General features: G+C 73.2%; 26 protein-coding genes, 1 pseudogene and 1 riboswitch. Of the genes and pseudogenes, 11 read left to right on the top strand and 16 right to left on the bottom strand.

What is annotated here, in order from left to right; translation table 11 throughout:
- The first annotated feature begins 181 nt into the window (after window positions 1-181).
- Window positions 182-385 carry a cold-shock protein gene (locus CXR44_RS18905; RefSeq protein ID WP_101787411.1) on the top strand — a complete coding sequence of 68 codons (204 nt, stop codon included), beginning with the start codon at window positions 182-184 and terminating at the stop codon, window positions 383-385.
- A gap of 166 nt (window positions 386-551) precedes the next feature.
- A complete protein-coding gene (locus CXR44_RS18910; RefSeq protein ID WP_101787412.1) occupies window positions 552-2108 on the top strand; it encodes a hypothetical protein in 1557 nt (518 codons plus the stop codon).
- On the opposite strand, the gene serS is transcribed toward CXR44_RS18910, so the two are convergent.
- The 4 genes from serS to CXR44_RS18930 form a co-directional block, all read right to left on the bottom strand.
- Window positions 2072-3334, bottom strand: coding sequence for a serine--tRNA ligase (serS, locus tag CXR44_RS18915; RefSeq protein ID WP_101787413.1), 1263 nt, complete (start codon window positions 3332-3334; stop codon window positions 2072-2074). The two genes, CXR44_RS18910 and serS, sit on opposite strands and share 37 nt — an antisense overlap.
- Window positions 3335-3435: 101 nt before the next feature.
- Window positions 3436-4356 carry a prephenate dehydratase gene (gene pheA / locus CXR44_RS18920; RefSeq protein ID WP_101787414.1) on the bottom strand — a complete coding sequence of 307 codons (921 nt, stop codon included), beginning with the start codon at window positions 4354-4356 and terminating at the stop codon, window positions 3436-3438.
- 2 nt (window positions 4357-4358) lie between these two features.
- The gene (locus CXR44_RS18925; RefSeq protein ID WP_245899263.1) at window positions 4359-4784 is read right to left on the bottom strand and encodes a DUF4446 family protein; all 426 of its coding nucleotides are present in this window, start codon (window positions 4782-4784) and stop codon (window positions 4359-4361) included.
- Between the two features lies 1 nt (window position 4785).
- Entirely contained in the window at window positions 4786-6009 is a 1224-nt protein-coding gene (locus CXR44_RS18930; protein WP_245899264.1) for a glycosyltransferase 87 family protein, read from the bottom strand.
- Between the two features lie 58 nt (window positions 6010-6067).
- On the opposite strand from CXR44_RS18930, the gene CXR44_RS40995 reads away from it, so the two are divergent.
- Window positions 6068-8374, top strand: coding sequence for a hypothetical protein (locus CXR44_RS40995; protein ID WP_245899265.1), 2307 nt, complete (start codon window positions 6068-6070; stop codon window positions 8372-8374).
- A gap of 193 nt (window positions 8375-8567) precedes the next feature.
- Here the strand turns inward: CXR44_RS40995 and mptB are convergent.
- The 3 genes and pseudogenes from mptB to CXR44_RS18950 all read right to left on the bottom strand — a co-directional run.
- Window positions 8568-9602: pseudogene (gene mptB, locus CXR44_RS41000) on the bottom strand (polyprenol phosphomannose-dependent alpha 1,6 mannosyltransferase MptB); the annotation flags it as partial.
- Between the two features lie 587 nt (window positions 9603-10189).
- Window positions 10190-10957 (bottom strand): glycosyltransferase family 2 protein, encoded by a 768-nt coding sequence (locus CXR44_RS18945; RefSeq protein ID WP_101787416.1) that lies wholly within the window; start codon window positions 10955-10957, stop codon window positions 10190-10192.
- Window positions 10954-11301, bottom strand: a complete 348-nt coding sequence (locus CXR44_RS18950; protein ID WP_101787417.1) for an STAS domain-containing protein — start codon at window positions 11299-11301, stop codon at window positions 10954-10956. The genes CXR44_RS18945 and CXR44_RS18950 overlap by 4 nt, the downstream gene beginning before the upstream one ends.
- Window positions 11302-11523: 222 nt before the next feature.
- Here CXR44_RS18950 and CXR44_RS18955 point away from each other — a divergent pair, with 222 nt between their 5' ends.
- Window positions 11524-11922, top strand: a complete 399-nt coding sequence (locus CXR44_RS18955) for a hypothetical protein (RefSeq protein ID WP_101787418.1) — start codon at window positions 11524-11526, stop codon at window positions 11920-11922.
- Window positions 11923-11998: 76 nt separating this feature from the next.
- Here CXR44_RS18955 and CXR44_RS18960 read toward each other — a convergent pair whose 3' ends face one another.
- Both CXR44_RS18960 and CXR44_RS18965 read right to left on the bottom strand, forming a co-directional pair.
- The gene (locus CXR44_RS18960) at window positions 11999-13123 is read right to left on the bottom strand and encodes a sensor histidine kinase (RefSeq protein ID WP_219601894.1); all 1125 of its coding nucleotides are present in this window, start codon (window positions 13121-13123) and stop codon (window positions 11999-12001) included.
- The gene (locus tag CXR44_RS18965; RefSeq protein WP_101787699.1) at window positions 13120-13818 is read right to left on the bottom strand and encodes a response regulator transcription factor; all 699 of its coding nucleotides are present in this window, start codon (window positions 13816-13818) and stop codon (window positions 13120-13122) included. Before CXR44_RS18965 ends, CXR44_RS18960 begins: the two co-directional genes overlap by 4 nt.
- A gap of 94 nt (window positions 13819-13912) precedes the next feature.
- Between CXR44_RS18965 and CXR44_RS39510 the strand changes: the two genes are divergently transcribed.
- Genes CXR44_RS39510 through CXR44_RS18975 form a run of 3 tightly spaced genes read left to right on the top strand, consistent with a single transcriptional unit; the run spans window position 13913 to window position 15008 of the window.
- Entirely contained in the window at window positions 13913-14080 is a 168-nt protein-coding gene (locus CXR44_RS39510; RefSeq protein ID WP_180903609.1) for a hypothetical protein, read from the top strand.
- 4 nt (window positions 14081-14084) lie between these two features.
- Window positions 14085-14306 carry a DUF6412 domain-containing protein gene (locus tag CXR44_RS18970; RefSeq protein WP_101787419.1) on the top strand — a complete coding sequence of 74 codons (222 nt, stop codon included), beginning with the start codon at window positions 14085-14087 and terminating at the stop codon, window positions 14304-14306.
- Between the two features lie 54 nt (window positions 14307-14360).
- Entirely contained in the window at window positions 14361-15008 is a 648-nt protein-coding gene (locus tag CXR44_RS18975; protein WP_101787420.1) for a YidC/Oxa1 family membrane protein insertase, read from the top strand.
- On the opposite strand, the gene CXR44_RS18980 is transcribed toward CXR44_RS18975, so the two are convergent.
- Together CXR44_RS18980 and CXR44_RS18985 are read right to left on the bottom strand one after the other, a co-directional pair.
- Window positions 15005-15448 carry an ATP-binding protein gene (locus CXR44_RS18980; protein ID WP_245899267.1) on the bottom strand — a complete coding sequence of 148 codons (444 nt, stop codon included), beginning with the start codon at window positions 15446-15448 and terminating at the stop codon, window positions 15005-15007. The two genes, CXR44_RS18975 and CXR44_RS18980, sit on opposite strands and share 4 nt — an antisense overlap.
- A gap of 137 nt (window positions 15449-15585) precedes the next feature.
- Window positions 15586-17454 carry a sensor histidine kinase gene (locus CXR44_RS18985; RefSeq protein WP_101787421.1) on the bottom strand — a complete coding sequence of 623 codons (1869 nt, stop codon included), beginning with the start codon at window positions 17452-17454 and terminating at the stop codon, window positions 15586-15588.
- A gap of 90 nt (window positions 17455-17544) precedes the next feature.
- Between CXR44_RS18985 and CXR44_RS18990 the strand changes: the two genes are divergently transcribed.
- Window positions 17545-18111 carry a methylated-DNA--[protein]-cysteine S-methyltransferase gene (locus tag CXR44_RS18990; protein ID WP_101787422.1) on the top strand — a complete coding sequence of 189 codons (567 nt, stop codon included), beginning with the start codon at window positions 17545-17547 and terminating at the stop codon, window positions 18109-18111.
- A gap of 36 nt (window positions 18112-18147) precedes the next feature.
- Here CXR44_RS18990 and CXR44_RS18995 read toward each other — a convergent pair whose 3' ends face one another.
- The 4 genes from CXR44_RS18995 to CXR44_RS19010 all read right to left on the bottom strand — a co-directional run bounded on the left by CXR44_RS18995 (window position 18148) and on the right by CXR44_RS19010 (window position 21657).
- Window positions 18148-19509, bottom strand: coding sequence for a purine-cytosine permease family protein (locus tag CXR44_RS18995; RefSeq protein WP_101787423.1), 1362 nt, complete (start codon window positions 19507-19509; stop codon window positions 18148-18150).
- A riboswitch (TPP riboswitch) is annotated at window positions 19500-19612 on the bottom strand. Its footprint overlaps the gene before it by 10 nt.
- Window positions 19613-19653: 41 nt before the next feature.
- The gene (locus CXR44_RS19000) at window positions 19654-19977 is read right to left on the bottom strand and encodes a rhodanese-like domain-containing protein (RefSeq protein ID WP_101787424.1); all 324 of its coding nucleotides are present in this window, start codon (window positions 19975-19977) and stop codon (window positions 19654-19656) included.
- Between the two features lie 84 nt (window positions 19978-20061).
- Entirely contained in the window at window positions 20062-20940 is an 879-nt protein-coding gene (locus CXR44_RS19005) for an Fpg/Nei family DNA glycosylase (RefSeq protein ID WP_101787701.1), read from the bottom strand.
- A gap of 111 nt (window positions 20941-21051) precedes the next feature.
- Window positions 21052-21657 (bottom strand): TenA family protein, encoded by a 606-nt coding sequence (locus tag CXR44_RS19010; protein WP_101787425.1) that lies wholly within the window; start codon window positions 21655-21657, stop codon window positions 21052-21054.
- A gap of 23 nt (window positions 21658-21680) precedes the next feature.
- On the opposite strand from CXR44_RS19010, the gene CXR44_RS19015 reads away from it, so the two are divergent.
- Window positions 21681-22337, top strand: coding sequence for a GOLPH3/VPS74 family protein (locus CXR44_RS19015; RefSeq protein ID WP_101787426.1), 657 nt, complete (start codon window positions 21681-21683; stop codon window positions 22335-22337).
- Between the two features lie 70 nt (window positions 22338-22407).
- Here the strand turns inward: CXR44_RS19015 and CXR44_RS19020 are convergent, their stop codons facing one another.
- Window positions 22408-23589, bottom strand: a complete 1182-nt coding sequence (locus tag CXR44_RS19020) for an LCP family protein (protein WP_245899268.1) — start codon at window positions 23587-23589, stop codon at window positions 22408-22410.
- Window positions 23590-23914: 325 nt separating this feature from the next.
- On the opposite strand from CXR44_RS19020, the gene CXR44_RS19025 reads away from it, so the two are divergent.
- Window positions 23915-25345: a hemolysin family protein gene (locus CXR44_RS19025; RefSeq protein WP_425437440.1), complete on the top strand. Its 1431-nt coding sequence runs from the start codon at window positions 23915-23917 to the stop codon at window positions 25343-25345.
- On the top strand, window positions 25342-26361 hold the full coding sequence (locus tag CXR44_RS19030) for a hemolysin family protein (protein ID WP_101787428.1): 1020 nt from the start codon (window positions 25342-25344) through the stop codon (window positions 26359-26361). The genes CXR44_RS19025 and CXR44_RS19030 overlap by 4 nt, the downstream gene beginning before the upstream one ends.
- The last annotated feature ends 57 nt before the right edge of the window (window positions 26362-26418 follow it).

Genomic DNA, 26418 nt, shown 5'->3' on the forward strand with positions numbered 1-26418 from the left:
TTCCCGCCGACGGGAACACCAACGCGCCAGAATGGTGTTAGATGTGATGGCGTTGTATTAGCTGATCCCGTAGTGAAAACCAGCATGACATTGTCTGAGCCACCCCGGGTGCTTGCTGTACGACACACCGGGACTCGCGAGGTGCGGGTCCCATAGATTCACATCCTGAGGGAGAGCTTTTATGGCTCAGGGAACCGTCAAGTGGTTCAACGCCGAGAAGGGCTTCGGCTTCATCGCCCCGGACGGCGGTGCGCCGGACGTGTTCGTGCACTTCTCCGAGATCGTCGGCAACGGCTACCGCAGCCTTGAAGACGGCCAGCGGGTCGAGTTCGAGATCACGCAGGGCCAGAAGGGGCCGCAGGCCTCTCAGGTCCGTTCCATCTGACCTGTAGCAGCGAGACAGGCCGGGGTTCGCTTCCAGCGGACCCCGGCCTTTCGCGTGCCGGGGCTCGGTCCGGTCACGGATGTGACTCAGGTCATGTCGCGGCCCGAACCACGGCCCCTCCCCGGCCATCCGTCCAGGTATGAGGCTCGCGTGGTCATCTCACCCCGTGACCGTGGTCGCGACGGTCGTCCTGCTGCTCAACGACCACCTGCTCAAACACACGCATCCCGGTGTTGTCACCGGCAAGCTGAGTGACGTCGCCGGGCTCGTCGTCGCCCCGCCGCTCGTGGCCCTGCTCCTCGCCGGACGGGCCGACCTGGTCGCCACCCTGGCGACCGGCGCCCTCTTCACGCTCGTCAAAACGACGGAGACGGGCGCGCAGACGGCCTCCCACCTCTGGACCCTGGTGGCCGGCCCGTCGCGCGTCCTGGCCGATCCCACGGACCTCCTGGCCCTTCCCGCGCTCGTCCTCGCCTGGTGGATCCGCCACCGGACCCTCGGCCGCGGCCCACGGCCGCACCTCACGACAGGACGGCGGCGTACCGCAACGGCGCGGTGGCGGCCCGCAACGCTGTGGCGGCCCGCAACGGCGCTGTTGCGGACAGCGGCGGAACGACCACGTGCCACGGCGGAACGGTGGCGGGTGGTGGCGGGCGTGCCGCTGGCCGTGGTCGCCGTGACGGCCACAGCCGCCCAGTCGGCTCCCTCAGCGGCCGTCGCCGTGCGCGTCGAGGGCGAGCGCGTCGTGGTGCTCACCGACCTCGTCCTGGCCGACGGCGAGGTTCAGGGCCTGGTGTCCGCGGACGGCGGGCGCACCTGGCGGCCGGAGGCCGTGGCCGCCCCGGGAGGCGGCCCGGCCGTCCAACCCTGGCGGACACGCCCCGCCGAGGCCCTGAGCGCCGCATGCGTGCCGTACCAGGCGCGGCGGTGCTATCGCGTCGTGCCGGGGCGGCCGGCCGTCGAGCAGTCGGACGACGGCGGCGTGACCTGGCACCCTTCGTGGACACTCCCGCAAGGACGGGTGGACGTCCTGGTGAGGACGTATCCGGCCGCGGACCGGGCGTCGGTGCGGGCACGAGGGCTCGTCGTGCAGCCCCGGCCGGGCGGGCACGTGGTGGTGGCGGCGGGCGGCGCGGCCGGGATCGCGGTACGCGAGGTGTCGGGGACCTGGCGGCTGACCGGCTGGCCGGTGGAGCAGGCCGCACCCCTGCGCGCCGATCCCGTGGAGGGCGAGCGGGAGGTGGCGTACGTCTTCGCCCTCGCCGTGCTGCTGGGCGCCCTGGGATCGGGCATGCGGCGGCTGACGACGCCGTACGCGGTCTTCGCGATGCTGGGCTGCGCCGGGGTGTACGTCACCGCCCTGCACGGCTTCACCGACCGGTCGTTGCTCGGCGTCGGCAACCCGGTCGCGCTGGTGCTCGGTGGCGCCGCGACGCTCCTCGGCGTCACCGCCTGCCTCTCCCTGGCCGCCGCCGCCCGCGCACCAGGCCGGACGCTGCTCGTCGGCGTGGCGGGCGCGCCCGCGGCCTTCGCCGCCGCGTACGCGCCCTTCCACGGCTGGGTGCTGGGCGCGCCCGACTCCTACGGCGGCGCCGTGGCGCTGGCGGTCTGCCTGTCCGTGGCCGTGCTGGCGGCGGTCGTCGCGCTCGTCCGCCGCCAAGCCGCCCACGAGGAGCACCCCACTGACTACTTCGGGGGCTCCAGGACGTCGAGGCCCACGTAGGGGCGCAGCGCCGCGGGCACCACGACCGAGCCGTCGGCCTGCTGGTGGTTCTCCAGGATGGCGACGATCCAGCGGGTGGTGGCCAGAGTGCCGTTGAGCGTGGCCAGGTGCTGCGGCTTGCCGTCCTTGTCGCGGTAGCGGACGCCGAGCCGGCGCGCCTGGAACTCCGTGCAGTTGGAGGTCGAGGTCAGCTCGCGGTAGCGGCCCTGGGTGGGGATCCACGCCTCGCAGTCGAACTTGCGGGCGGCCGACATGCCGAGGTCGCCCGCGGCCGTGTCGATGACGCGGTAGGGCACCTCGATGGCGGCCAGCATCTCCTTCTCCCAGCCGAGCAGCCGCTGGTGCTCCTCGCGGGCCTCCTCGGGGCGGCAGTAGGAGAACATCTCCACCTTGTCGAACTGGTGGACGCGGATGATGCCCCGGGTGTCCTTGCCGTAGGAGCCGGCCTCGCGGCGGAAGCAGGACGACCAGCCGGCGTAGCGCAGCGGGAGCTGGTCGGCGGCCAGGATCTCCTGGGCGTGGTAGCCGGCCAGCGACACCTCGGAGGTGCCGACCAGGTAGAGGTCGTCCTCGGGCAGGCGGTAGATCTCCTTGTCGTGGGCCACGTGGAAGCCCGTGCCCTGCATGGTCTCGGGCTTGACCAGCACCGGCGTGATCATCGGGACGAAGCCGTGCGCGATCGCGTGCTGCATGGCCATGTTGAGCAGGCCGAGCTGCAGGCGGGCGCCGACGCCCTTGAGGAAGAAGAACCGCGAGCCAGACACCTTGGCGCCGCGCTCCATGTCGATGGCGTCGAGCAGCTCGCCCAGCTCCAGGTGGTCCTTGGGCTCGAAGTCGAACGTGCGCGGCTCGCCGTGCGTCTCCAGCACGACGTAGTCGTCCTCGCCGCCGGGAGGCGCCTCCGCCTCGACGATGTTGGGCACCGTCTGCAGGACCTCGTCGAGCTCGGCGGCCAGCCGCTCGGCCTCCGCCTCGGCGGCCTTGACCCCGGCCGCCAGCTCCTTGGCCCGGGCCAGCAGCGCGGCCTTGTCGTCGCCCTGCGCCTTGGAGACCGACTTGCCGAGGCTCTTCTGCTCCGCACGCAGCGACTCGAAGCCGGTCAGCGCCGAGCGGCGGCGCTCGTCCAGGTCGAGCAGCTTGTCGACGACGGAGTCGTCCTCGCCGCGGGCACGCTGCGATGCCCGGAGCCGGTCGGGATCCTCACGAAGGGTGCGCAGGTCAATCACAAGAAAAGGCTACCGGTGCCGGACAGCGCTTGGCCTCCCCAATACGGCACCTGCCCGGCCTGGCCGGCACCGCGTCGGACGGAGGGTCCGCCCGTCGGCTCTCAGACGCGGCCGGCGCGTACGCGGGCCAGCCAGTGGGCCGCCTCGGCGAACTCGGTGTCGGAGGTGCCGCGCTTGATCTGCGGCGAGACGCCGTCGGCGCGCGGATAGCTGCCGAGGAAGCGGACCTCGCCGCAGACGCGGTGCAGCCCCGCGATGGCCTCGCCGACGCGGGCGTCGGCGACGTGCCCCTCGAAGTCGAAGTGGAAGAAGTAGCGGCCGATGCCGTCGCCGGTGGGCCGCGACTCGATGCGGCTCAGGTTGACGCCGCGCACGGAGAACTCCGTCAGCATCTCCAGGAGCGCGCCCGGGTGGTCGTCGGCGAGGAAGACGACGAGGGTGGTGCGGTCGGAGCCGGTGGGCTCGGGCAGCGGTCCGGGCCGGTTGACCTTGACGAACCTGGTCACGGTGTCGGTCCGGTCGCCGATGTCGCCGGCCAGCTCGACGAGCCCGTAGTGCTCGCCCGCGATGGGGGCGGCGATGGCCGCGTCGTACGGCGAGCCGGGCAGCGAGACCTCCTGGGCCGCGGCGGCCGTCGAGGGTGCGGCGACCACGACGGCGTCGGGCAGCTCGCGGGCGACGAAGGCGCGGCTCTGGGTGATGGCCGCGGGGTGGGTGTAGACCCGCTTGATGTGCGGGATCTCGGTGCCGGGCCGGGCCAGGAGCGAGAAGCGCACCGGCAGCAGCAGCTCGGCCGTGATGAGCAGCGGCTCACCCCAGGCGAACTCGTCGAGGGTCGTGGTGATGGCGCCCTCGACGGAGTTCTCGAGCGGGACCACGGCGCCGTCGGCCTCGCCGTTGCGAGCGGCGGCGAGCGCGGCGGGCACGTTGGCGCAGGGCAGGCGCTCGGCGTCGGGCTCCAGGAGCCGCAGGGCCTCCTCGGTGAAGGTGCCCTCGGGTCCCAGGTAGGCGAGTCTGGGCATGGCTACAGAGTATCCGCAGGTTGTCGCGATGCGCGCGGCTTTGCGACGATGGGTCCGAGCCCGAGCCGGGCGGCCCGCACCGCCTCCTCCTCTTCGGGCGCCAGCGGCTGCTCCCCTCGGCCACCGGTTATGGCGCGTACGTAGGTGCGGGTTTCGGACCTGCCGTTGATGGAGGTCAGTACGATGCCGTCGCCGAGCCCGTTGATCATGGCGACGGAGAACGACAACCGGCCGGTCATCTCGTCCAGCGCGTCGTAGCGGCAGACGGCCACGTCGCGGATGGCCCGCAGGTTGCCACCGCCGCTCGCCGCGCGTACGAGCTGCCTGCGGCAGTCGTCGATCTCGGCCCTGGCCCGCCTGAGCGCGAGGCACCCCACGACCGCGCCGCCGACCCCCGCGACCACGCCCATCCATACGGCAATCAACACACTACAGAGAGTAATGCTCCGCCAAAGGAGCCGGGACGCTCGCGGCCCGCCGTTTCGGCAGCCAGTACGCCAGCAACCAGACCAGGGCCAGCGCGCCCAGCCCGTAGCCGTTCTGCACGAGCTTGCCGAGGACCGGGCTCAGCACGGGGATCTCGGCGGCCCTCAGCGAGACCCCCCACCAGGGCACCGGCACCACGTAGAAGAGCCACACCCCCGCGGCGACCCGCAGCCGCACCGGGTCGCGCCCGTCGCCCACGATCGCGCCCAGCACCACGACGACCCAGGCCAGGTGGTGGATCCAGGCGACCGGCGACAGCAGCACGGCCATCAGCCCCACCAGCGCCACGGCCGTCATCGTGTCGTGCGCCCGGTGGGCGTCGCGGGCCGCGCGGAAGCCGTACCAGGCGACCACGGCGACCACCGCCGCCCAGATCAGGGTGGTCAGCGTGTCGGGCAGGTACAGCCGGATGAGCATGCCGCGGATCGACTGGTTGGTGGTGGCGGCGTTGGAGCCGACCCGGTTCGGGTCGAGCAGCGCCGAGAACCAGAACTCCACCGCGTCGCGCGGCAGCACCGCGAACGGCAGCAGCGACAGCAGGGCCGCCGTGAACGTCGCCATGGACAGCGTCCGCCACTGCCGCGTCACCAGGAGGTGGACGAGGAAGACGCCCGGCGTCAGCTTGATCGCGACCGCCAGCCCGATCCAGAACCCGCGCGGCCACCACGGCCGCCTGGCCACGCAGTCGGCCAGGCACAGGGCCACGAGCAGGATGTCCACCTGCCCGAACCGCACCTGGTCGCGGATCGGCATCAGGTAGGCGCAGGCCACCATGGCGAAGGCGAACACCCACGGCGCGTGCCTGCCCAGCGTCTCGCGGAAGGCGTAGCCCACGGTGACGGCGAGGGCCGCGTAGATCCCGGCCGTCCAGACCCACTGGGCCGCCTCCCACGACATGAGCGCGAGCAGGGTGGCCAGCATCGCCGCGATCGGCGGGTAGGTGAACGGCAGGAGCTGCGGCGCCGGCGTGACGAAGTCGTAGACGGGCCGGCCCTCCAGCACCATCTGCCCGCCGGTGCGGTAGACGTCGAGGTCCACGAGGCGCTGGTCGTCGGGGTTCGTCAGCCAGTGCTCGACCAGCGGCGCCACGGCCGCGGCGACCACGATCACCGCGAGGGCCCACTGCCACCACTGCCGCCGGAACGACGGCGCCACGCCACCTGTCACGGTGTGGCACGTTACCGTGGCTCTGATTCGTCCAGGCGCACACACCGGGGGTCCGCACATGCCGCACGCCGCCTTCAGGGCGCTCATCCTGGGCGTGGTCCTGGCGTGCCTGGCCCTGCCGGTCCTGGCCCTGCCGGTCCTGGCGCTGCCCTCCGCGGCCGTGTCCACCGCGCCCCTGCCCACCGCGGCCCTGCCCGGCCCGGGGCCCGACGCGCGGGTCGCCCTGATCGGGGTGCCCGGGCTGGAGTGGAGCGACGTCGACGCCTCTCGCACCCCCCACCTGTGGGAGCTCGTCACCAGGGGCTCCTCCGCGTCCCTCTCGACGCGGGCCGTGCCTCCCCCGGACCGCGGCATCACCTGCCCCGTCGCCGGGTGGCTGACCGTCTCGGCGGGACAGCGGGCGGGCACGGCCGGCCGGGGCTGCCCGCCCGCGCCCACGCCCCGCCCCGACGGCGCCGGCGCGACCGTGCCCGGCTGGGCGGAGCTGGCCGCGCACCAGGAGACGACCGGCTACGCCGCCCGGATCGGCACCCTCGGCCGGCTGGTCACCGCCGCCGGGGGCCGGGTGGCCGCCATCGGACCGGGCGCCGCGCTGGCCGCCGCCGACGGGTCCGGCCGCGTCGCCGGGTACGCCGGCTCCGTGGAGGCCCTCGCCGACCTCGCGCCGTACACGCTGATCGTCATGGAGGCGCCCGACCTCGCCGCCGCGTGGGCCGCCCGGCCGCTGGACGAGTTCGGCGTGCCCGCCACGATGCCCCCGCCCGTCCGGCGAGCGGCCGCCGAAGCGGCGGACCGCCGCGTCGGCGCCCTGCTCGGCCGGCTTCCCGCCGGCACGACCGTCCTGGTGGCCGGCGTCTCCGACGTCACGCCGAGCCCCCACCTGCACCTCGCCCTGGCGACCGGCCCGTCGCCCACCGGCGAGCCCTACCGGCGCGGGCACCTGACCGCGAGCTCCACCCGGCAGGACGCCCTGGTCACCATCTCCGACGTGACGGCCACGGCCATCACGGCCCTCGGTCTGGAGCAGCCGCGCGAGGTGGTCGGGCGGGCCTGGCAGGACGGCGGACCCGCCCCCGTCACCCCCGCCGCGACGGTCGCCGAGCTGGTGGACGCCGACCTGGCCAGCCAGGTGCTGCGGGAGGTGCGCGGGCCGTTCTTCGCGGTGTTCGTGACCGTTCAGCTCGCCTTCTACGTCTTCGCCGCGCTGACGCTGCGCCGCCGGCGGGAGGCCGGATCCTCGGGCGGGGAGGCGCCCCGCGACGACGCCGCCACCTCGCGGGTGCTGGCCACCGTGCAGGTGGTGGCCGTGGTGAGCGGCGCCATCGCGGTGTCCACGTTCCTGGCGCAGCTCGTGCCGTGGTGGACGCTGCCGGCGCCGATGCTCTCCCTGATCGTGACGATCGTCGCCATCGCGGGCCTGATCGCCGGGGCGGCCTTCGCCGGGCCGTGGCGCCGCCACGTGCTGGGGCCGCTGACGGTGGTCGCGGCCGTGACGTCGGTGGCGATGCTGCTGGACGTGATGACCGGCTCCACCCTCCAGGTGAACGCGGTCAGCGGCTACGAGCCGGTCACCGGCGGCAGGTTCTACGGCTTCAGCAACATCGCCTTCGCCATCTACGCGACGGGCACCATCCTCGCCCTGGCCGGGGTGTCGCAGTGGCTGACCCGCCGGGGCGCGCCCAGGTTCGTGCCCCTGCTGGTGTGCGCGGGCTACGGCGGGCTCGCGGTGTTCGCCGACGGGTGGCCGGCGTGGGGGGCCGACTTCGGCGGCGTGCCCGCGTTCGTGACCGGTCTGGCGGTGTTCGTGATCCTGCTGTCGGGCAGCCGGGTCTCGGTGCTGAAGCTGCTGCTCGTGGGGGCCGCGGGGGCCGTGCTGATCGGCGCCATCGCGGTGTTCGACTGGCTGCGGCCCGCGTCCGCGCGCACCCACCTCGGCACGTTCGTCCAGCAGGTCATCGACGGCGAGGCGCTGACCGTGGTCGGCCGCAAGTTCGGCGCCATGGTCGGCGTGACCGTGGGCAACTGGTCGCTGACCCTGCTGTCGCTGGTGGCGCTGGCGTTCCTGTTCCTGGTGCTCGACCGGCCGTCGCGCTGGGGGGCCTCCGCCCTAGGCCAGGCCTACGCTCTCGCCCCGCCGCTGCGCGCGGGGCTGATCGGCGCGCTGACCTGCGCCTTCATCGGGTTCCTGATCAACGACTCGGGCATCGCCATCCCGGCCATGGCACTCACCGTGGCGGTGCCGCTGGCGCTGGCGGCGTCCGTACGGGCCCTGCGGCTCGCGCCCGCAGGAGCGCCCAGCCCGCCAGCGCCGCCGTCAGCGCCAGCAGCGCCGGCGGAACGACCTGAGGCCGGACCACGGTCATGAGCCAGCCGAGGTCGGGCGGCAGCACGTCCACCCGCGCAGGCAGGTAGGCCAGCGACAACACGAGCAGGTGCGCCGTCAGGAACCGGTCCAGCGCCGCGCCGAACGCGTACGGCCCGGCCAGCGCCACCAGCCCGAACGCCATCCCGTCGTACCAGGGCAGCACGTACGGCGTGGCGAACACGTACGCGGTGACCAGCGCCGCCGCCACCACCTCGGCCGGGAGCTCGCCATACGTCCTGCGGGCAAGGCGCAGCAGCGACCAGGCGACCAGCGCGAGGACGACCAGCGAGCCGGCCTGGATCTCGCCCCGGTAGGCGCTGCCCTCCCCGACCAGCGCCTGCAGCCAGCCCTGCGCGAGCTTCCAGTAGGAGGCGTGCGAGATCGCCTTGCTCGTGCGGGTCACCGGGCCGACGGAGTCGGGACCCGCGACGGCGTACCCGGCGACCACGACCGCCAGCGCTACCCCCGCCATCACCGCCAGCCGTCCCGGCCGGCGTCGCAGCTCCCACGCGGGGCCGAGCGCGGCCAGGCCGGCGTTCACCTTGACGGCCACGCCCAGGCCGAGCAGCAGCCCCGATCGGGCGGGACGGGACCGGGCGAGCAGCGCCGCCACCATGCAGGCCACGGCCAGCGTGTCCACGTGCATGCCGGCGACGAGGTGGTGGAGCAGCAGCGGGTTGGCCGTCCACAGCAGTGCCGCCCGCAGCCTGAGCCGGGGGTCGTCCCGCGTGAAGCGGTCCACGAGCAGCCCCGTGGCCACGAACGCCGCCGCGTTGACCAGGGCCAGCACGAAGACCGTCAGCCTCAGGGAGTCGCCGCCCGCCCAACTCGCCAGCGCCTGCACCGCCGTCGCGACGGGGCCGTACACGCTGGGCTCCTCCCGCCAGGGCGCCTCCACGGCGTCGGCGACGGGATCGCCGGGCAGGTCGACTGCTCCGTGCGTGTACGGGTTGAGGCCGAGGGCGACCATGCGCCCGTACGCGGCGTAGTTGAGGTGGTCACCGGAGCCGGACGGCGGCAGGAACGCGAGCACGCCGGCGGCGAGGCAGCCCAGCGCCACGAGCCGCCCGGCCAGGCCGCCGTCGCGCAGGGTGCGCAGACCGGCCAGCGTGCCGAGGCCGCCGATCAGGACGGCGGCGGCGGCCAGCGCGACCACCAGGTGCGGCGCGGGCCCCACCCCCAGCGAGAACGGCGGCAGCCAGGCGGGCCCGCCCAGGTCCGGCACCATCGCGGACGGCCCGAGGAGGCCGATGACGACCGTCAGCAGGATCGAGCCGCCGATCGCCGCCAGGGTCGCTCGCGCCGCCCAGTTGCCGCGTCCGGCGCCGCGCGTCTCGACTCTCACCCGCAAATTCCAGCACACCGCCGACCCGGGTCAGTCCGGGCTCGCTCCCCGAACGGATCGGGTCCCCGGCCGAACGGGGCAGGCCGGGTCCGCCTCCTGAAGAGGTCAGGTCCCCAGCCGAACGGGCCGTGCCGGGTCCGCCTCCCGAACGGGTCGGGTCCCCGGCCGAACAGGTCGGGTCCCCGGCCGAACAGGTCGGGTCCCCGGCCGAACAGGTCGGGTCCCCGGCCGAAGGGGACGGGGTCCCCGCCCAAGCGGGGACGGATTACCAGACGAAGGGGACGAGCCCCCCAGCGAGGGGGATTACCGGACGAAGGAGACGAGTGCCCCCTAGGGGGACGGGTGCCGTGTCCCGGGGCGGGCGGCCGGGGCCGGCGGCGTGCACGACACCGACTCCGGCCTCCCCCCGCGGCGCCCGCCCGGGGACTTCGCGGGGAGCGTCGCCGTATGGGTGGTTTGCGGGGAGCGGATCAGCGGTTGGTGCGAAGTTTGTTGAGGTTTTGGGCGATGAGCGGCTCACGGGCCGCCAGGGCCAGCCCCACGTCCCTGAGCTGTCTGGCGCGGTGGAGCTGGGCGCGCCAGTCGGTCCCCGTGGCGCGGTGGCTCATCTCCACCTCGACCTCCGCCACCCGGAATCCCTTGCGCAGCAGGTCGATGGTCAGCCCGGTCTCGACCCCGAACCCGTGGGCGAGCGGCCGGGCGGCCTCGAAGGCGGCACGGGTGAGGCAGCGCTGGCCGTTGAGCGGCTGCCTGGCCTCGAACCCCGTGGCGCGGCGGATGCCGTCACGCGCCAGCCGGACGACCATGCCGTGGCCGCCGAGCTTGACCCGCGTGGCGAAGACGGCGACCGTCATGTCGGCCTCGCCCGCGCGGACCGGCGTCACGAGCGCGGCCGCCGCGCCGGCGGTGTCGCCGAGGTCGGCGTCGAGGAAGAGTAAGTGGCGCGGCACCGGCCCGTCGAACAGGCGCACGGCCTCGGCGCCCGTCTCCATGGCGGCGGCCTTGCCGCGGTTGCGGCTGTGGCGCACGACCCGCGCCCCGGCCGCCCGCGCGACCTTGCCGGTCTGGTCGGTGGAGCCGTCGTCGACGACGACCACCAGATCGACGCCCGGCAGGGCCAGGGCCGCCGTGACGGTGGCGCCGATGCGGTGGGCCTCGTCCTTGGCGGGCACCACGACCGCGGTGTCGCCGGCGGGCTCCGCCGTGGCGTCGGTCACACCGTGTTCCCCAGCCGTCATGATCCCTCGGCGATGAGAAACTCCTGCGGCACCTCGTCGTGCACGGTGAACACCGAGTCGAGCCCGGTGACCTGCAGGATCTTGCGTACGGCCGGCCGGGGAGCGGCCACGTGCAGGGAACCGCCGCGCTCCTTCGTCCGTTTGAGCGCCGACAGCAGGACGTTCATCCCCGTGGAGTCGCAGAAATCCACGCCGGACATGTCGATGACCACGCGGCTGGGCCCGTCCTGCAGCAACCGGGTGAACTCCGACTGCAGGTGGGGTGCCGTATAGAGGTCGATTTCGCCGGAGATCGCAACGAGTGCATGGCCGGCATGTGATCGAGTCGAGACCTTGAGCTCCACAGGGGCAGGCTAGCGGCGCGGAGCGCCGCGGTCACGTTGTCACGCCGAGCGGGTCACCCCCGGTTTTTGTCATCAGTTTGGGCTCCATGGAGACGGAGAGTACGCGAAGCTTGACGGTGTGACACCGGCACGGCCGGAAGGGGGCGGCCCGGCACCTCCGCATCCGGTCACCACTTTCACCGAGAAGGAGGGGCTGGGCGAGACACGGGCCCGCGTAACGCGATGAACACTGAACAACCCGAAGATCCTCAGCGTCAACGGCTCCGCGAACATCTGGAGACCATCCTCATCCGCACCGAGAAGGCCGCCTCCTGGCACGAGGAGGCGGGGCGCCTGCGCGGCCTGGTCAACCACGAGGGGTTCGTCCCCGTGCGCACCCGGCTGGCGGTCGAGGACCTCGACTTCCTGTCCGGGGCCCGCGAAGACCTGATCACGTTCACCGAGCTCACCCTGAGGCTGCTGGACCTGCACCAGCCTCGCGACGCAGGCGGCATCACGAGCGACACCGCGCATCCCATCCTGCGGTGCCGGAGTTGCATGTGGCGCTGGCCCTGCCCGACATTTCGTGCGATGTCGGAGGCGTTCGGCACGGCCTTCTCCCCCTTGCCGGAGTCCGCCTGACGGCCCCCTGACAGCCCTCCACGACGCCTGATCGTCGCGGCCGGCACGAGCCGAGCCGCGCGCCGGCCGCCGCCGATCAGCGCACCAGGGGGAGCCGGATCTCGAAACGGCACCCGGGCCCCTCGTTGACCACGTCGATCATCCCATCGTGGGCCTCGACGATGCCCTGGGCGATCGCCAGGCCGAGCCCGGCTCCCCCGTCGGGTGTCGGCGTCCGCGCGGCCTCTCCCCTGAACGCCACGTCGAACACCCGCGGCAGGTCCGCCTCCGGGATCCCGCCGCAGCAGTCGGAGACCGACACGCAGGCCATCCCCGCCGTGACCCCCGCCCGCAGCACGACGGTCCGGTCGGCGGGCGTGTGGCGGATCGCGTTGACCACGAGGTTGCCCAGCGCCCGGCCGAGCGCGCCGGCGTCGGCCTCCACCGGCACGGCGTGCGCGGCCTCGGCTGCCAGCCGCACGCCCTTGGCCCGGGCCAGCGGCTCGGCCCCGGCGACGGTGTCGGCCACCAGGTCGGCCAGCCCGATCCGGGCCCGGGTGAGCCGCAGCGCCCCGGCGTGGATGCGCGAGAGCTCGAACAGGTCGTCCACCATCGCGGACAGGCGTTCGACCTCCAGCCTGATCTGCCCGTGGTAGCGGGCGACGGTCGCCGGGTCGGACACCACCCCGTCCTCCAGCGCCTCGGCCATCGCGCGCATCCCGGCGAGGGGGGTGCGCAGGTCGTGGCTGACCCACGCCACCAGCTCGCGCCGGGCCTCCTCCAGGGCTCGTTCGCGGGCGTTCGCCTCCTGCAGGGTGTTGGCGATCGTCTGGAGCTCGGCGGGCAGCCCGCGCGGTGCGGTGAACGGCAGGTGCCGGACGGCGGCGACGAGCCGCCTGCTCTCTCCGACCACCCGCCGGGCCAGCACGAACGCGACCCCGAGCCCGACCAGCCCGCCGACGGCGACGACGCTGAGCACGATGTCGCGCACCCGGCCCTCGATGATCATCATGAGCGTGATGGCCACCACGCCCGCCAGCGTCGCCGTGACGGAGACGACCATGACGACGGCCAGCATGACGCCGATGGACCGCCTGCGCAGCGACCACATCGCCCACACGCCGAGCAGGGCCACCGTCAGCCCGAGCCCGGCGGTGACCGCCACGATCACGCCCAGGTCGCCCATCTCGGCGGCCCGCGCGAGCCCGGCGGGGCGGGTCATCCCGCCGTCTCCAGGGGCTCGTAGCGGTAGCCGACGCCCCACACGGTGACGATCCTGCGCGGCTCGGTCGGGTCGGCCTCGATCTTCTCGCGCAGCCTCCTGACGTGCACGGTCACGGTCGAGGAGTCGCCGAACGACCAGCCCCACACCTGGTTCAGCAGCGCCGACCGGCTGAACGCCTGCCGAGGGTTGCGCATCAGGTGGGCCAGCAGGTCGAACTCGCGGGCGGTCAGCGCCACCTCCGCGCCGTCCAGTCGTACCTCGTGCGCCCCCACGTCGACGACCAGACCCGCGTCGCGCAGCACCCCGGTGCCGGCCGTGACGGACGCGCCGCGCGCCCGCCGCAGGACCGACTGGACGCGCAGGGCGAGCTCGCGCGGGCTGAACGGCTTGGTCACGTAGTCGTCGGCGCCCGTCTCCAGGCCCACCACGCGGTCGATCTCCTCGCCCAGCGCGGTGAGCATGATGACCGGGACGGGCCAGCGTTCGCGCAGCTTGCGGCACACCTGCAGCCCGTCGAGCTTGGGCAGCATCAGGTCGAGCACCATGAGGTCGGGCGGCCGGGCCAGCGCCCGCCGCAGCGCCTCCGCCCCGTCGCCGACGCACTCGACCTCGTGCCCGTCGCGCTCCAGGTAGCGCGCCACCACCTCGGCGACGGTGGGGTCGTCCTCGACCACGAGGATGCGGGTGTTCACGCCTTCACGGTACGACCGGGCCATGGCCCGCCGACACCCACGTCATGGGTTCGTAAGCCTCGCGGATCTTGCCCGCAGGACGTACGGTGGGCTCATGAGTCGAGTCGTCATGCTCGTGCTGGGCGCGCTCCTGGCGCTCTTCGTGCTGTTCAACTTCGTGCTGCCCATGATCATGGGTCTGCTGAAGGTGGCGCTGATCATCGGGGTGGTCGCCCTGCTGGTCTTCATCGCGGTGACCCTGGTCGGCAAGACGTCCCGCTGAGCCCATGACCCTGTTCCTGCTCGATCCCTGGCTCATGGGCGTCACGATGGTGGCGGTCCTGCTGTTGGTGAGCTGGGCGGGCAGGCTGCTGCCGCTGGGCGCCGCCGAGCCGGCCGGCTTCCCGCTGGTGTACGGCCGGCGCACGGCCTTCCAGCGCCAGCGCGATCCCGACGCCGCCGGTCGGCCCCGCCCACGGGCGCCCTCACCCTGCCCCGCTTCCCGCTAGCGGGGCTCCGTCTTCGACGAGCCCTGATTCCGTCTTCCTCTGTTTGAAGGGCTCATGATCGAATCTCTCGTCACGTTCGTCGTCGGCATGTCCGGGGGCCATGCCGCCCTCGCCATCGTGCTGTTCACGCTGGCGGTACGGGTGCTGCTGCTCCCGTTGAGCGTCCGGCAGGCGCGCAGCGCCAAGGTCAAGGAGCGGCTGGCGCCGGAGCTGCGCCGGCTGCAGAAGCGGTTCGGGCGCGATCCGCAGCGGCTCAGCAAGGAGGTCTCCGCGCTGTACGCCAGGGAGGGCAGCTCGCCGTTCGCCGGGATCATGCCGGGGCTGGCCCAGGCGCCGTTCCTGTGGCTGATGTACCAGGTGGCCACGCATCCGACCGCGCTCGCGGGTCAGCAGTTGCTGGGGGCTCCGCTGGGTCAGCAGGTGGCAGGTGTGGTGGCCAATTATGGACTGATCAGTTGGCCATTTTCGGTCTTTGTGGTGATCATCGCACTGGTCGCACTGGTGGCCTGGCTCTCGTCGCGGAAGATCCGGTCCACGCTGACCGAGGAGCAGCCCGAAACGTTGCGGAAGATCATGCCGTTGCTGCCGTGGGGGTCGGTGGTCGCCGCGGCCGTGCTGCCGCTGGCCGCCGGGCTCTACCTCCTGGTGTCCACGGCGTGGACCTTCGGCGAGCGTGCCGTGCTCGCCGCGCGGGCCGGCTAGCCGGCCTCCCTCAGCGCCGCGACGTGCCCGTTCACCGAGCCGTTGCCGTTGGGCGCGGGCAGCACGGCCCACACGGTCGTCATCTCGCCGTCGTGGCGAACGCCCCAGCTCTCGGCCACGTACTCGACGATGCCGAGCCCCCTGCCCCCCAGCGATGAGAGGGTGGGGCGGCCCGCGCGCGGCTCGGTGGCGGCGCCCCCGTCGCTCACGGCCACCTCGATCCGATCGCCACTGCGCAGCCACGCCACCTTGACCATGCCCGACGGCAACGGATGGGCGTGTCTCAGCGCGTTGCTGAGCAGCTCGCTCACCACCAGTACGGCGTCGTCGATCGCGGCGTCGAAAACGCCGAGACCGTGCAGGTCAGTGCTCAGACGCTGGCGGGCAACGGCGACGCTGGACGGCGCGTACGGCAGCAGCACCACGCTTGACACACCCACCTCCCCGTCTACCAGTGCCCCCCGCGGGAACACTCCCCGGTACGACCGAAATGCCCCGTTACTCGATCCCAGAAACCGCATCTCGATCACAGCTTGTACACATTGGACTGTAGGTCAGCACATCCGTGACCACCTCGTTACCGCATCGGTGTGTCGTTTCCAGTAGGGGAGGCGGCGCCCATGACGAGCCGCATCCGGGTGCCGCCGCCGTCACGCGGGTGGGCGCTCACGTCGCCGCCCTGCGCCCTGGCGAGGCTGCGCACGATGTAGAGGCCGAGCCCGACCCCGCCGAACCTCCTGCGGTCGCCGCTGTCGACCTGGACGAACCGTTCGAAGATCCGCTCCCGGTCGGGCGGGGCGATGCCGACGCCCTCGTCGTCCACGACGACGACCACCCCGTCCTCCTCCGTCCACGCCTCGACCCGGATCAGGCCGCCCGCCGGGCTGTACTTGAAGGCGTTCTCCAGCAGCTGGCCGAGCACGATCTCGGTGGCCAGCGCGTCGCCCAGGACCGGCGGCAGGTCCTCCGGGATGGTCACCTCGACGCGGTGCCGGTCGGACAGCCCGGGCAGCCCGAGCGTCGCCGCGTGGATGCGTTCGGCCAGGTCGAACGCCTCGACCCGGACCTTCAGCTCGTCCGCGCCGGCGCGCGAGCCGAGCAGCAGGTGGTCCATCAGCCGCCCGAGCGACCGGGCCCGCTCGGCGATCGTGTGGACGGCGGAGCGGCGCTCGGGGTCGGTCAGCTTGTCCCAGCGCGCGTCCAGCGTGCTCGCGAACCCGCGCACGATCGTGATCGGGGTGCGCAGCTCGTGGCTGGTGGTGGCCAGGAAGAGGTCCTTGGCCTCCTCCAGCTCCTTGGCCTGGGTCACGTCGCGGAAGTCGACCACCACCTCGCCGGTCTCCTCGATCTGGGCGCCCACGACGTCCAGCCAGCGCCCGTTCGGCAGCCGGAAGGTGAGCTTCTCGCCCGGCCCCGGCAGCGCGAACGGCGGCGGCAGGTCCAGCACCGCCTCGGCAGGCAGGGCCGTCAGCTCGGTCGCGGCCGGGTTCCACCGGATCACCCGTCCCTCGCGGTCCAGCACGGCGATGCCGTCGGCGCTCGCGTCGAACAGCGCCCGCTCGTGGGCCCGCTGGCGGATCGCCTCCTGGTAGGCCATCGCGTTGCCGACGGCGATGCCGGCGTGCCCCGCGAGCAGTTCGAGCAGCTCCAGCTCCAGGTGGCCGGGCCGGTCGTCGGCGAACAGCGCGTACAGCGCCCCGTACGGGCGCCCGCCCACGGCGGCGAGGCCGAGCGCGATGGTGTGCAGGCCGGACAGCTCCGCCCAGACCAGGTCGCCGAGGCCGTCCGACTCCAGCAGGACGGTCCTGCCGGTGCGCAGCAGCTTGCCGACGAGGCTGGTGCGCAGGTCGGCCGTCGCGCCCTTGAGCGTCTCGGGCAGCCGGTGGGTGCTGACCAGGCGCAGCCGCTCGCCCTCGATGAGCACGAAGCCGCCGCCGTCGGCGCCCGTCAGCTCGGTCAGGCTGGCCGCGATCCGGTCCAGGACGGCCGACAGCTCCAGCTCGGCGTTGATGTCGGCGACCACGTCCGTCAGCCGGCGCACGAGCTGCGCCCGGCGCGCCACCGGCACGCCGGCCGCCTCGCCGGCCTCGACGGGGTGGTGCTCGCAGACGTAGCCCACCACCGAGCTGCCGATGACCAGCGCGCTCGTGTCCACCCGCACGTCGATCACGCCGCCGTCGGCGCGTAACCGCCTGGTCTGCAGCGTCACCTGGCCGCCCGTGCGCACGCGTTCGAGCACCGCGTTGTGCTCGGCCGTCAGCTCGTCCGGGACGATGGGCGCCCGGCGGCCCAGCATCTCCTCGGCGCTCCAGCCGAAGAGCCGCTCCGCCGCCGGCGTCCACACCAGGACGGTCTGGTCGCGGTCGAGCGCGATCAGCGCGTTGGGCGAGGCGGCGAGCACCGCACGGGCGATCTCGTCGTCACTGCCGGCCCACTCGTCACCCACATCTCCATAGTGCCCGTGGCGAGGTGCCTGCGTCGCGGGATCCGTCCGATACGCTGCGGTCACGGCTTGCGACGGGAAGAGGGTGCGAGGATGGCGAGCAGCGATCTCGATGCTCTGCTGCGGGTCACCTCCCCCACCTATCGCGGGGAGTCGCCTCCCGACATCGCGTTCGGCACCTACGACGGCGCCGTGGGCAGGATGGTGCTCGCGGTGTCCGGCAAGGGCCTCGTGTCGTGCAGCTACGACGACGAGCACGTCGTGTTCGAACGGGTGTCGCGGCACGTCGGCACGTTCATCGGCCCCGACGCCCGCCGGCTCGACCCGGTGCGCCGCGAGCTCGACGCCTACTTCTCCGGCCGCCTGCGCGCCTTCGCCACGCCGGTCGACCTGGCCCTCGCCACGTCGTTCGCGCGCACGGTGCTGCAGAAGACGATGGCGGTCCCCTACGGCACGACCACCACCCTCGACGAGATCGCCGAGCGCATCGGGCGGCCGCGCGCGCTGCGGGCCGTCGGCAACGCGCTCAGCTCCAACCCGGTGTGCGTGGTGGTCCCCTGCCACCGCGTCGTCCCGGGCGACGGCGCGCTCGGCGACTACGCCGGCGGCGCCGCCGCCAAGCGCCACCTGCTCACCGTCGAGACGCGCGCCCTCGCCTGACCGCCGGCGTCTTGGCCTCGGGCGGACCCGAGGCTCTCAGCCGGCCACGCGCTGATCATGACCGTGGCGCCGGCGGGAGCGGGTGACCGCGCCCACCGCCAGCGTCACGAGCGCCGCCACCAGGGCGGCGCCGAGCGCGCCGTTCATCCACGGCTGCCGGGTGAAACCGATCGCGTCCCGCACCGCGGCCCACCAGGCGTCCCACGCCTCGACGGTCGGGGTCGAGGTGGTCAGCCAGTACGCGGCGAAGCCCAGGACCCAGGGCACCAGCATGGACCAGCGGGCGGGCGCGCCCTCCTCGGTGTTCCACCGCGCGACGCCGCCGAGCACGAAGTAGTCGACGGCCAGGACCGCGAACATCGGCACGAACACCGCCCCGATCACGCCGAGGAAGGCCCCGTACGACGTCACGTCCACGACCAGCGCGATGCCGATCGTCAGGACGCCCACCACGGTGGAGAAGACCCTCCGGTCCACCCGCGGCATGAGGTTCTGCAGCGACACGGTGGTGGAGTAGACGTTCGCGAACGACTGGTCGGTCTCCCGCAGCACGAGCACGGCGAAGAACAGCGCGCCGAGCGGCGCGGCGACGAACGGCCCGAACACCGCCGTGCTGTCGGCGGTCACCGCGGCCGACCCGGCGATGGCCACCGCGTAGACGCCGAGGCCGAGGCAGGCCACCTGGGCCAGCGTGTAGCCGCCGACCACGCCGCCGAAGGCGGCCGTGCTCGACCTGGAGTGCCGGGCGAAGTCGGCGGCGAGCGGCACCCAGGAGACCGACAGCGCGATCACGTAGTCGACGGCCGGCGCGAAGGCCGCCCACGAGCCGCCCGTCTCCGGCCGGGCCGTGCCCAGGAAGTCCACGGAGAACCAGATCATCGCGATGATCACGGCGATCGTCACGTAGCGGCGCAGCACCCGTACGGCGCCGAGCGGCCAGATGCTCAGCGCGGTGGTGATCACTCCGGCCACGATCACCCACACCGCGTACGGCACCGCGGAGCCGAAGATGGCGCTCGCTCCCATGGCGATCACCCACAGCTCGAAGGCGCCCCAGCCGACCATCTGGACGATGTTGAGCACGGTGGGGATGTACGACAGCCTGGCCCCGAACAGGCCGCGCAGCAGGACCATCGCCGGCTGCCCGGTCTGCGTGCCCGGCACGGCGGCCAGGCCCACCATGGCCGTGCCGATCAGGCTGCCGACGAGCGCGGCCGTCAGGGCGGCCAGCAGGCTCAGCGGGGCGTCGCCGAGCGGGTTGATCAGGAACAGCGCTCCTGAGAAGCCCAGGAGGCTGACGCCGAGGTTGGCCCACAGGGCGCCCTGGTCGAGCAGCCCGAGGGTCTTGGGGGGTTCTCCTTCGAGGGTCAGCGGCACCTCGTCGGCGACGTGCGACATCGCACTCTCCCTACGCCGGCATTACCCGGACAGGTTCATGCGGTCGGCAGCGGCGGTAGCTGCCCTCTCAGCCCGGTTGCCCCGAGCTCCCGCGGGTGTGTGTTTCGCCCGAATTATGTCACTAGATCGAGAAATGTCACTAGATCAGGCGACAAAGGGCGGCTGCCCGGTCTCGCTGACCATCGGGCGGCGGGCGAACTCCCAGGACCGCATGCCGCCGCCGACGTTGACCGCGTCGCGTCCGAGCTGGTTGAGCCAGGCCGCCACCTGCAGCGACCGGCCGCCGACCCGGCAGACGACGTAGACCTTGCGGTCCTCGGGCACCTCGGCCACCCGGCCCTGGATCTCCGACATCGGGATGTGCACCGCCTCGGGCGCGTGACCGGCCACCCACTCCTGGGGCTCGCGGACGTCGAGCAGGAAGGCGTCGGAGGGGACCTGGTGGGCCTCGATCTCAGGAACCGTCATGCGTCCATCATCTCGCGCCCGCGGCCACGGGCGGCACGAGCGGCGGCGCCTCGACCGTCTCGGGTCAGGTCCGGCGGGGCGCCGCTACTTCAGCAGGCGGGACAGGCGGCGGTCGGCGAGCGGTTTGCCGCCCGTCTGGCAGGTGGGACAGTACTGCAGCGAGGAGTCGGCGAAGGAGACCTCCCGGATCGTGTCACCGCACACGTCGCAGGGCTGCCCCGCCCGGTTGTGCACCCGGAGCCCCGACTTCTTCTCCGCCTTGAGGTCCTTGGCCGCGAGGCCGTGCGCCCGCTCGACCGCCTCGCGCAGCGTCGTGACGATGGCCTCGTGCAGGTCGGCGATCTGCGCGTCGGTGAGCGTCGCAGCGATCTTGAACGGGGACATCCGGGCGGCGTGCAGCACCTCGTCGGAGTAGGCGTTGCCGATGCCCGCGATGACCTTCTGGTCGCGCAGCAGGCCCTTGATCTGGGTGCGGTTGCCGCCCACGATGCGCTTGAGCGCGTCGACGGTGAAGGCGTCGTCGAGCGGGTCGGGGCCGAGCGCCGCGACACCCGGCACACTGTCAGGATCTTTCGTGACATAGACGGCGAGGCGTTTCTGGGTGCCCGCCTCCGTCAGCTCGAACCCCGGCGCGGCCCCCGCGTCGTCGGGCGCGAACCGCACCCGCACGGCGAGGGGCCCCTTGCCGGGACGCACCGGTTTGGCGCCCGACAGGTCGTCGCGCCAGCGCAGCCACCCGGCACGCGCCAGGTGGATCACCAGGTGCAGCCCGTCGCAGTCGAGGTCGAGGAACTTGCCGTGCCGCGCGACGCCCGTGACCGTCAACCCGCCGAGCGCGCTCACCGGCGGGTCGAACGTCTTGAGCGCCTGGATCGCGACGACGTCGACCGCCAGGACGGTGCGGCCCACCGCGCGCTCCCGCAGGAAGGCGGTCAGGGACTCGACTTCGGGAAGTTCCGGCATGTCACCAGGGTACGGCGCGCCCCCGACGATCCACAGCCTGTGGACGACGCGCCGCCAGGACCGGCCCACGTCCCACAGGACGAGGCGGGCACCGGGGGACGTGGCGCGCTCTCAGGGCACGTCCCAGAACGCCAGCTCGTGCGCCATCCCCTCCGTGAACAGCGCCTCAGCCCGCGCGGGGTCCGGGCCGGCCTCGTCGATCATCTCGCCGATCCGCGCGGCCAGCGCCGCGAAGCCCGGGTCGGCGTAGGTGTCCACCCAGGCGCGGTAACGCGGCTCGGCGGGCGGGTTCTCCGCCAGCTTCCTGCCCAGCGTCGAGTACCCCCACATGCACGGGTAGAGCGCCGCCAGCCCCTCCCCGTAGTCCGCGGCGGACTCCAGCAGGAACGCCGTGTACGCCGCGCAGGCCGGCCCCTTGCGCGCCCCCTCCAGGTCGGCCCCGAACTGGGCCGACATCGACCGGTGCAGGTTCAGCTCGTCGTGGAACGTCGCATGCGCCAGGTCCACCAGGTCGCCCAGCCGCCCGTCCGGCGCCTGCCAGGCCAGCCGCGCGAACACCCGTACGTAGTCGAGCAGGAACAGGTAGTCCTGCTCCAGCCACGACCGGAACACCGGCTCGGGCAGGTCGCCCCGCCCGATGCCCGCCACCGTGGGATGGTCGAGCTGCGCCCGCAGCAGCGGAAGACCGATGGCGTGCAACTTCTCCGAAAGCGTCATGAGGGCACGTTAATGTCAAAACCATGACTGTGACGATCGCCGAGGAACTCCTGCTGCTCGCCCACGCCGAGGACGACGGCAGGCCGCTCATCGGCGGCACCCAGCTCGACCCCGCGCTGGCCGGCGCGATCCTCGCGGAGCTCGCGATCAACGAGCGGATCGAGCTGTCGGCGAAGAAGGTGTCCGTCCGCGACGCCACCCCGCTCGGCGCCGCGGAGCTCGACGCGAGCCTGGCCCGCATGGCCGAGGAGCGCAGGGAGCGCAAGCCCGCCTGGTGGGTGCAGAAGCTCTACTCCGCCAAGCTGCGCAACCGCCTGCTGACCGGCCTCGCCGACGCCGGCGTGCTGAGCGAGCGGCGCGGCAGGGTGCTCGGCGTCTTCCCCACGGCCCGCTGGCCGGAGGTGGACGGCAGCGTGGAGGCGGAGGTCCGGTCGCGGGTGGCCGCCGCGCTCGCCGGGCAGGACCCCGACCCGCGCACCGCCGTCCTGATCGCCCTCATGCGCGCCGCCAAGCTCGACAGGAAGGCGTTCCCGGGAGCCGACAAGAAGCGGATCAAGGAGATCGCCGAGGGCGCCTGGGCGGCCGACGCCGTCGCGCAGACCATCGCGGCGATCAACTCGGTGGTGGTGACGGCCGCCATCGCCGCCGGCGCCGCCGCCGTGGGGGGCGGCTCCTCCTGACCCCGCCCGCGGGGCCGTACCGGATCGGCCCCGCGGGGTCACGCCGGGGAGGTGCCCCGGACGAGCCGCGTCAGCCCGCGTCGAGGATGTCCTTCGGCACGGGCTTGTCCTCCTTGAGCGCGTCGAACAGCCTGATCGCCTTGGCCCGGTCCCACCTGACGGCCGTGCCTCCGCCCGCGATCTCGCTGCCGCCGAACGGCACCACCGTGGTCACCGGGCTGTCACCCATCGCCAGGCCCAGCGACAGCAGGTCGAACGCGCCGGTGCCGTCGTCGACCGTGACCGCCTCGGTGGCGCTCATCGCCAGCGGGATCGAGGTGAACGGGTTGAGCAGCACGCCCGGGCTCGCGGCCTTCTTCACCACCGCGCCGAGGAACTGGCGCTGCCGCTTGGTGCGCTCGAAGTCGGGCAGCGCGCCGCCCTTGCGGGTGCGCACGTAGCCGAGCGCCTGGCCGCCGTCGAGGACCTGGCGGCCCTTCTTCAGCTTGAGCCCGGCCTTGGGGTCGTCCACGGCGGCCCGTACGTCGATCTCGACACCGCCGATCGCGTCCACGATGCCCACGAAGCCCGCGAACCCGATCTCCATGTAGTGGTCGACGCGCACACCGGTGACGGTCTCGACCGTCTGGGCCAGCAGTCTCGGCCCGCCGATCGCGTAGGCGGCGTTGAGCTTGTTGCGTCCCTTGCCGAAGACGGTGACCGCCGAGTCGCGCGGGAGGCTGACCAGCGTGGGCCGGTCACTGCCCTCGGGGATGTGCAGCAACATCATCGAGTCGGTGCGCTGGCCGGCCGAGCGGCCGGTCGCGAGCTTGCGGCGCTGGGCGGCCGACAGGCCCTTGCGGCTGTCGGAGCCGACGAGCAGCCAGTTGCTGCCGGGGGTGTCGGCGGGGCGGCCCTTGTAGTCGGCGAGCACGCCCTCGATCCCGGCCAGCCGCGAGTCGATCCAGAAGAACATCCCGACGGCGGCCACCAGCAGCACCGCCAGGACCGCCGCGACGATCTTCGCGATGGTCCGGCCCGACGGCCTGCGCCGCGGCCCTTTCGGCCCGGCCGCGGCCGGCGGACGGGGGCCGGACGGCGGCGGCTCGCCCTTCGACGACCTCAGCGGCCTGACGGGGCTGTTGCCCGAACGTTGCCTGCCGTACACGCGCGAGCCTCCCCGTGGCGGCTCGCCCGCGGCGGCGCCGGGCCCGGCCGCGGGCGTCGCCGGGAGTTTGGCGGTCGGCGCCGCGGCGCCCCCGGAAGGCGGCATCGGGGGACGCTGATGCGCGGGCGCCCCGCCGGACAGCGGGCCGCCGTCGTGCCGGGGAGGCAGCGGGCGGCCGTCTCCTGGCGAGCGCATGGCCCGCGTCCGGTCGTCCTCAGACACTTCGCTCTACTTCCCCTCGGTTGCCATAAACGCTACGTCCATCCCTTGACCATTGCAGAGGTGTTGCCAAGCTTTTCCCACGGAAAAGTACACACAGCCGGCACTCGGACCCTCCGGGAAACATCGAGGCGGCAGCGGTCGTTAGCGTTATGGACCACCTCTATGGAAGGATGATCGTGTCCACTCCGGACCCTTGGAGTAGCAGCCCGTGCGCGAGCACGGGTTCCCCTGCGAGCTCACCATGGTGAGCGCCTATATGGGCCTGCTGGCCCTCTTCCTGCTCACCGCCGCGACCGGCTACTTCGTCGCCCAGGAGTTCGCCTTCGTGGCCGCCGACCGCGGGGTGCTGCGCGAGCAGGCCGCGGCCGGCGACAAGGCCGCCGACAAGGCCCTGCGGGTGACCGCCCGCCTGTCGTTCATGCTCTCCGGCGCCCAGCTCGGCATCACCGTGACGGCGCTGCTGGTCGGCTTCCTGGCCGAGCCGGCCATCGCCACCCTCGTCCGTCCCTGGCTGGCGGACACCGGGCTGCCTGACGCCGCCGTGACGGGCGTCTCCGTCGCCGTCGGCGTGTTCCTCGCCACCGTCGTCCAGATGGTGCTGGGCGAGCTGGCCCCCAAGAACCTCGGCATCCCCAGGCCCGAGCAGGTCGCCAAGTCGCTGGCCGGCTCGACGCTCGCCTACCTGGCCGTGGTCGGCCCGGTGGTGCGCCTGTTCGACTCGGCGGCCACCGGCCTGCTGCGGCGCGTCGGCATCGAGCCCGTCGAAGAGGTCGAGCACGGCGCCACCCCCGAGGAGCTCTCCCGGATCATCGCCGAGTCCACCGAGGCCGGCGAGCTGCCGCCCCGGCTTTCGGAGCTGCTGGAGCGGGCGCTGGAGTTCGGCGACCGCACCGCCGAGGAGATCATGGTCCCGCGCCCGCGCGTCGTCGTGCTGCGCGACTCCCAGCCGATCTCCGACCTCATCGGCGTGATGCGCGAGTGCGGCCACTCCCGCTACCCCGTCCTGGCCGGCGACGGCGACGTCGTGGGCATGGCCGGCGTCCGCGAACTGCTGTCGTCCGGCCTGGACGACGGCGGGGACGACGGCGGGGACGACGGTGAGCACGGCGGCGGGCACGACCGGCCGGTGCGCGACGTCATGCGCCCCGCCCGGCTGGTGCCCGACTCGCTGCCGCTGCCCGCCGTCCTGGAGGCGATGCGCTCGGCCGGCGACGACATCGTCTGCGTCATCGACGAGTACGGCGGCCTGGCCGGGGTCATCACCATCGAGGACCTGGCCGAGGAGCTGGTCGGCGAGCTGGTCGACGAGAACGACCCCGAGCCCGCCGGCGTGGTGGAGCGACCCGGCGGCGCCTGGGACGTGCCCGGCAGCCTGCGGCTCGACGAGGTCGAGCGGGCCACCGGCATCGCGCTGCCCGAGAGCGACGACTACGACACGCTCGCCGGCCTCGTGCTGGCGCGGCTCGGCCGGATGCCGGACGCGGGCGACAAGGTCGTCGTGCCCACCGCGCCCGAGACCGATCCGTTCGCCCAGAACGAACACGAGCACCTGGCCGAGCTGACCGTCCTGTCGCTCAACCGCCGGGTGCCCGAATGGGTGCGGCTGGCGCCGCTGCGGCACGCGGAGGCCGTCCGATGACGACCCTGATCCTCTTCAGCCTCGCGTTGCTGGCGCTGAACGCCCTGTTCGTGGCGGCCGAGTTCGCCTTCGTCAGCTCCCGCAGGCACCGCCTGGAGGAGACGGCGAGCGGCGGCAACCGCCTGGTCCGGATCGCCGCCAAGTCGGCGGTCGGCGGCTCGCGGCAGCTCTCGCTGATGCTGGCCGGAGCGCAGCTCGGCATCACGGTGTGCACGCTGATCCTCGGCCAGGTCACCGAGCCCGCCATCGAGCACTCCCTGGAGCCCGTCTTCGCCGCCATCGGCGTGCCGGAGCAGCTCAGGATGCCGATCGCGCTGACGCTCGCGCTGGCCCTGGTGACGTTCCTGCACATGGTCATCGGCGAGATGGCGCCCAAGTCGTGGGCGCTCACCCATCCCGAGCGTGCCGCCCTGCTCCTGACGCTGCCGTTCCGGGCGTTCGTGACGGTGATGCGGCCGCTGCTGTCGGCGCTGAACGGCCTGACGAACGTGATCCTGCGCCTGTTCGGCGTGCAGCCGCGCGACGAGCTGGCCACCACCAGGACGCCCCGCCAGCTCGCCATGCTGGTGGGCGAGTCGGGCCGGATGGGCCTGCTCGACCGCGAGGAGCACGACCTGCTGACGCGGGCGCTGCGGCTGCAGGCCGAGGGCATCGAGCGGCTGATGGTGCCGATCGGCGAGGCCGTCACGGTGCCCCCGTCGGCCGACGCCGCCCGCATCAGGAAGGTCGCCCGCGACAGCGGCCACCTGCGGCTGCTCGTCGGCGAGCCCGGCGAGGTCAAGGGTGTCCTGCACGCCCGTGACGCGCTGCTCCAGCCCGCCCGTACGGCCGGCGACCTGGCCCGCCCGGCACCGCGGCTGGCGTGCGTCACGCAGGTGCCGGAGGCCGTGACGGCCCTGCAGGAGGCGCGGGCGCACGTGGCACTGGTCACCGGCCAGGACGGCGCGGTCATCGGCCTGGTGACGCTGACGGACCTGATCGGCGAGCTGCTCGACACGCGCGTGAAGGCGGCGTGACCCGACTGCGGGCGCGTCCGCTGAGTCCCCGGTGACCGGGGAGCGCGCCCCGTGACG

The organism is Nonomuraea indica (genome assembly GCF_002850745.1).
GTDB classification, from domain to species: domain Bacteria; phylum Actinomycetota; class Actinomycetes; order Streptosporangiales; family Streptosporangiaceae; genus Nonomuraea; species Nonomuraea indica.

Excerpts from the sequence above, each read along its gene's own strand:
- CXR44_RS18905 (WP_101787411.1), top strand. The coding sequence starts at position 182 with ATGGCTCAGGGAACCGTCAAGTGGTTCAACGCCGAGAAGGGCTTCGGC.
- pheA (WP_101787414.1), bottom strand. The coding sequence starts at position 4,356 with ATGCCCAGACTCGCCTACCTGGGACCCGAGGGCACCTTCACCGAGGAG.
- CXR44_RS40995 (WP_245899265.1), top strand. The coding sequence starts at position 6,068 with ATGCCGCACGCCGCCTTCAGGGCGCTCATCCTGGGCGTGGTCCTGGCG.
- CXR44_RS18945 (WP_101787416.1), bottom strand. The coding sequence starts at position 10,957 with ATGACGGCTGGGGAACACGGTGTGACCGACGCCACGGCGGAGCCCGCC.
- CXR44_RS18955 (WP_101787418.1), top strand. The coding sequence starts at position 11,524 with ATGAACACTGAACAACCCGAAGATCCTCAGCGTCAACGGCTCCGCGAA.
- CXR44_RS18960 (WP_219601894.1), bottom strand. The coding sequence starts at position 13,123 with ATGACCCGCCCCGCCGGGCTCGCGCGGGCCGCCGAGATGGGCGACCTG.
- CXR44_RS39510 (WP_180903609.1), top strand. The coding sequence starts at position 13,913 with ATGAGTCGAGTCGTCATGCTCGTGCTGGGCGCGCTCCTGGCGCTCTTC.
- CXR44_RS18970 (WP_101787419.1), top strand. The coding sequence starts at position 14,085 with ATGACCCTGTTCCTGCTCGATCCCTGGCTCATGGGCGTCACGATGGTG.
- CXR44_RS18975 (WP_101787420.1), top strand. The coding sequence starts at position 14,361 with ATGATCGAATCTCTCGTCACGTTCGTCGTCGGCATGTCCGGGGGCCAT.
- CXR44_RS18990 (WP_101787422.1), top strand. The coding sequence starts at position 17,545 with ATGGCGAGCAGCGATCTCGATGCTCTGCTGCGGGTCACCTCCCCCACC.
- CXR44_RS18995 (WP_101787423.1), bottom strand. The coding sequence starts at position 19,509 with ATGTCGCACGTCGCCGACGAGGTGCCGCTGACCCTCGAAGGAGAACCC.
- CXR44_RS19000 (WP_101787424.1), bottom strand. The coding sequence starts at position 19,977 with ATGACGGTTCCTGAGATCGAGGCCCACCAGGTCCCCTCCGACGCCTTC.
- CXR44_RS19005 (WP_101787701.1), bottom strand. The coding sequence starts at position 20,940 with ATGCCGGAACTTCCCGAAGTCGAGTCCCTGACCGCCTTCCTGCGGGAG.
- CXR44_RS19010 (WP_101787425.1), bottom strand. The coding sequence starts at position 21,657 with ATGACGCTTTCGGAGAAGTTGCACGCCATCGGTCTTCCGCTGCTGCGG.
- CXR44_RS19015 (WP_101787426.1), top strand. The coding sequence starts at position 21,681 with ATGACTGTGACGATCGCCGAGGAACTCCTGCTGCTCGCCCACGCCGAG.
- CXR44_RS19020 (WP_245899268.1), bottom strand. The coding sequence starts at position 23,589 with ATGCCGCCTTCCGGGGGCGCCGCGGCGCCGACCGCCAAACTCCCGGCG.
- CXR44_RS19030 (WP_101787428.1), top strand. The coding sequence starts at position 25,342 with ATGACGACCCTGATCCTCTTCAGCCTCGCGTTGCTGGCGCTGAACGCC.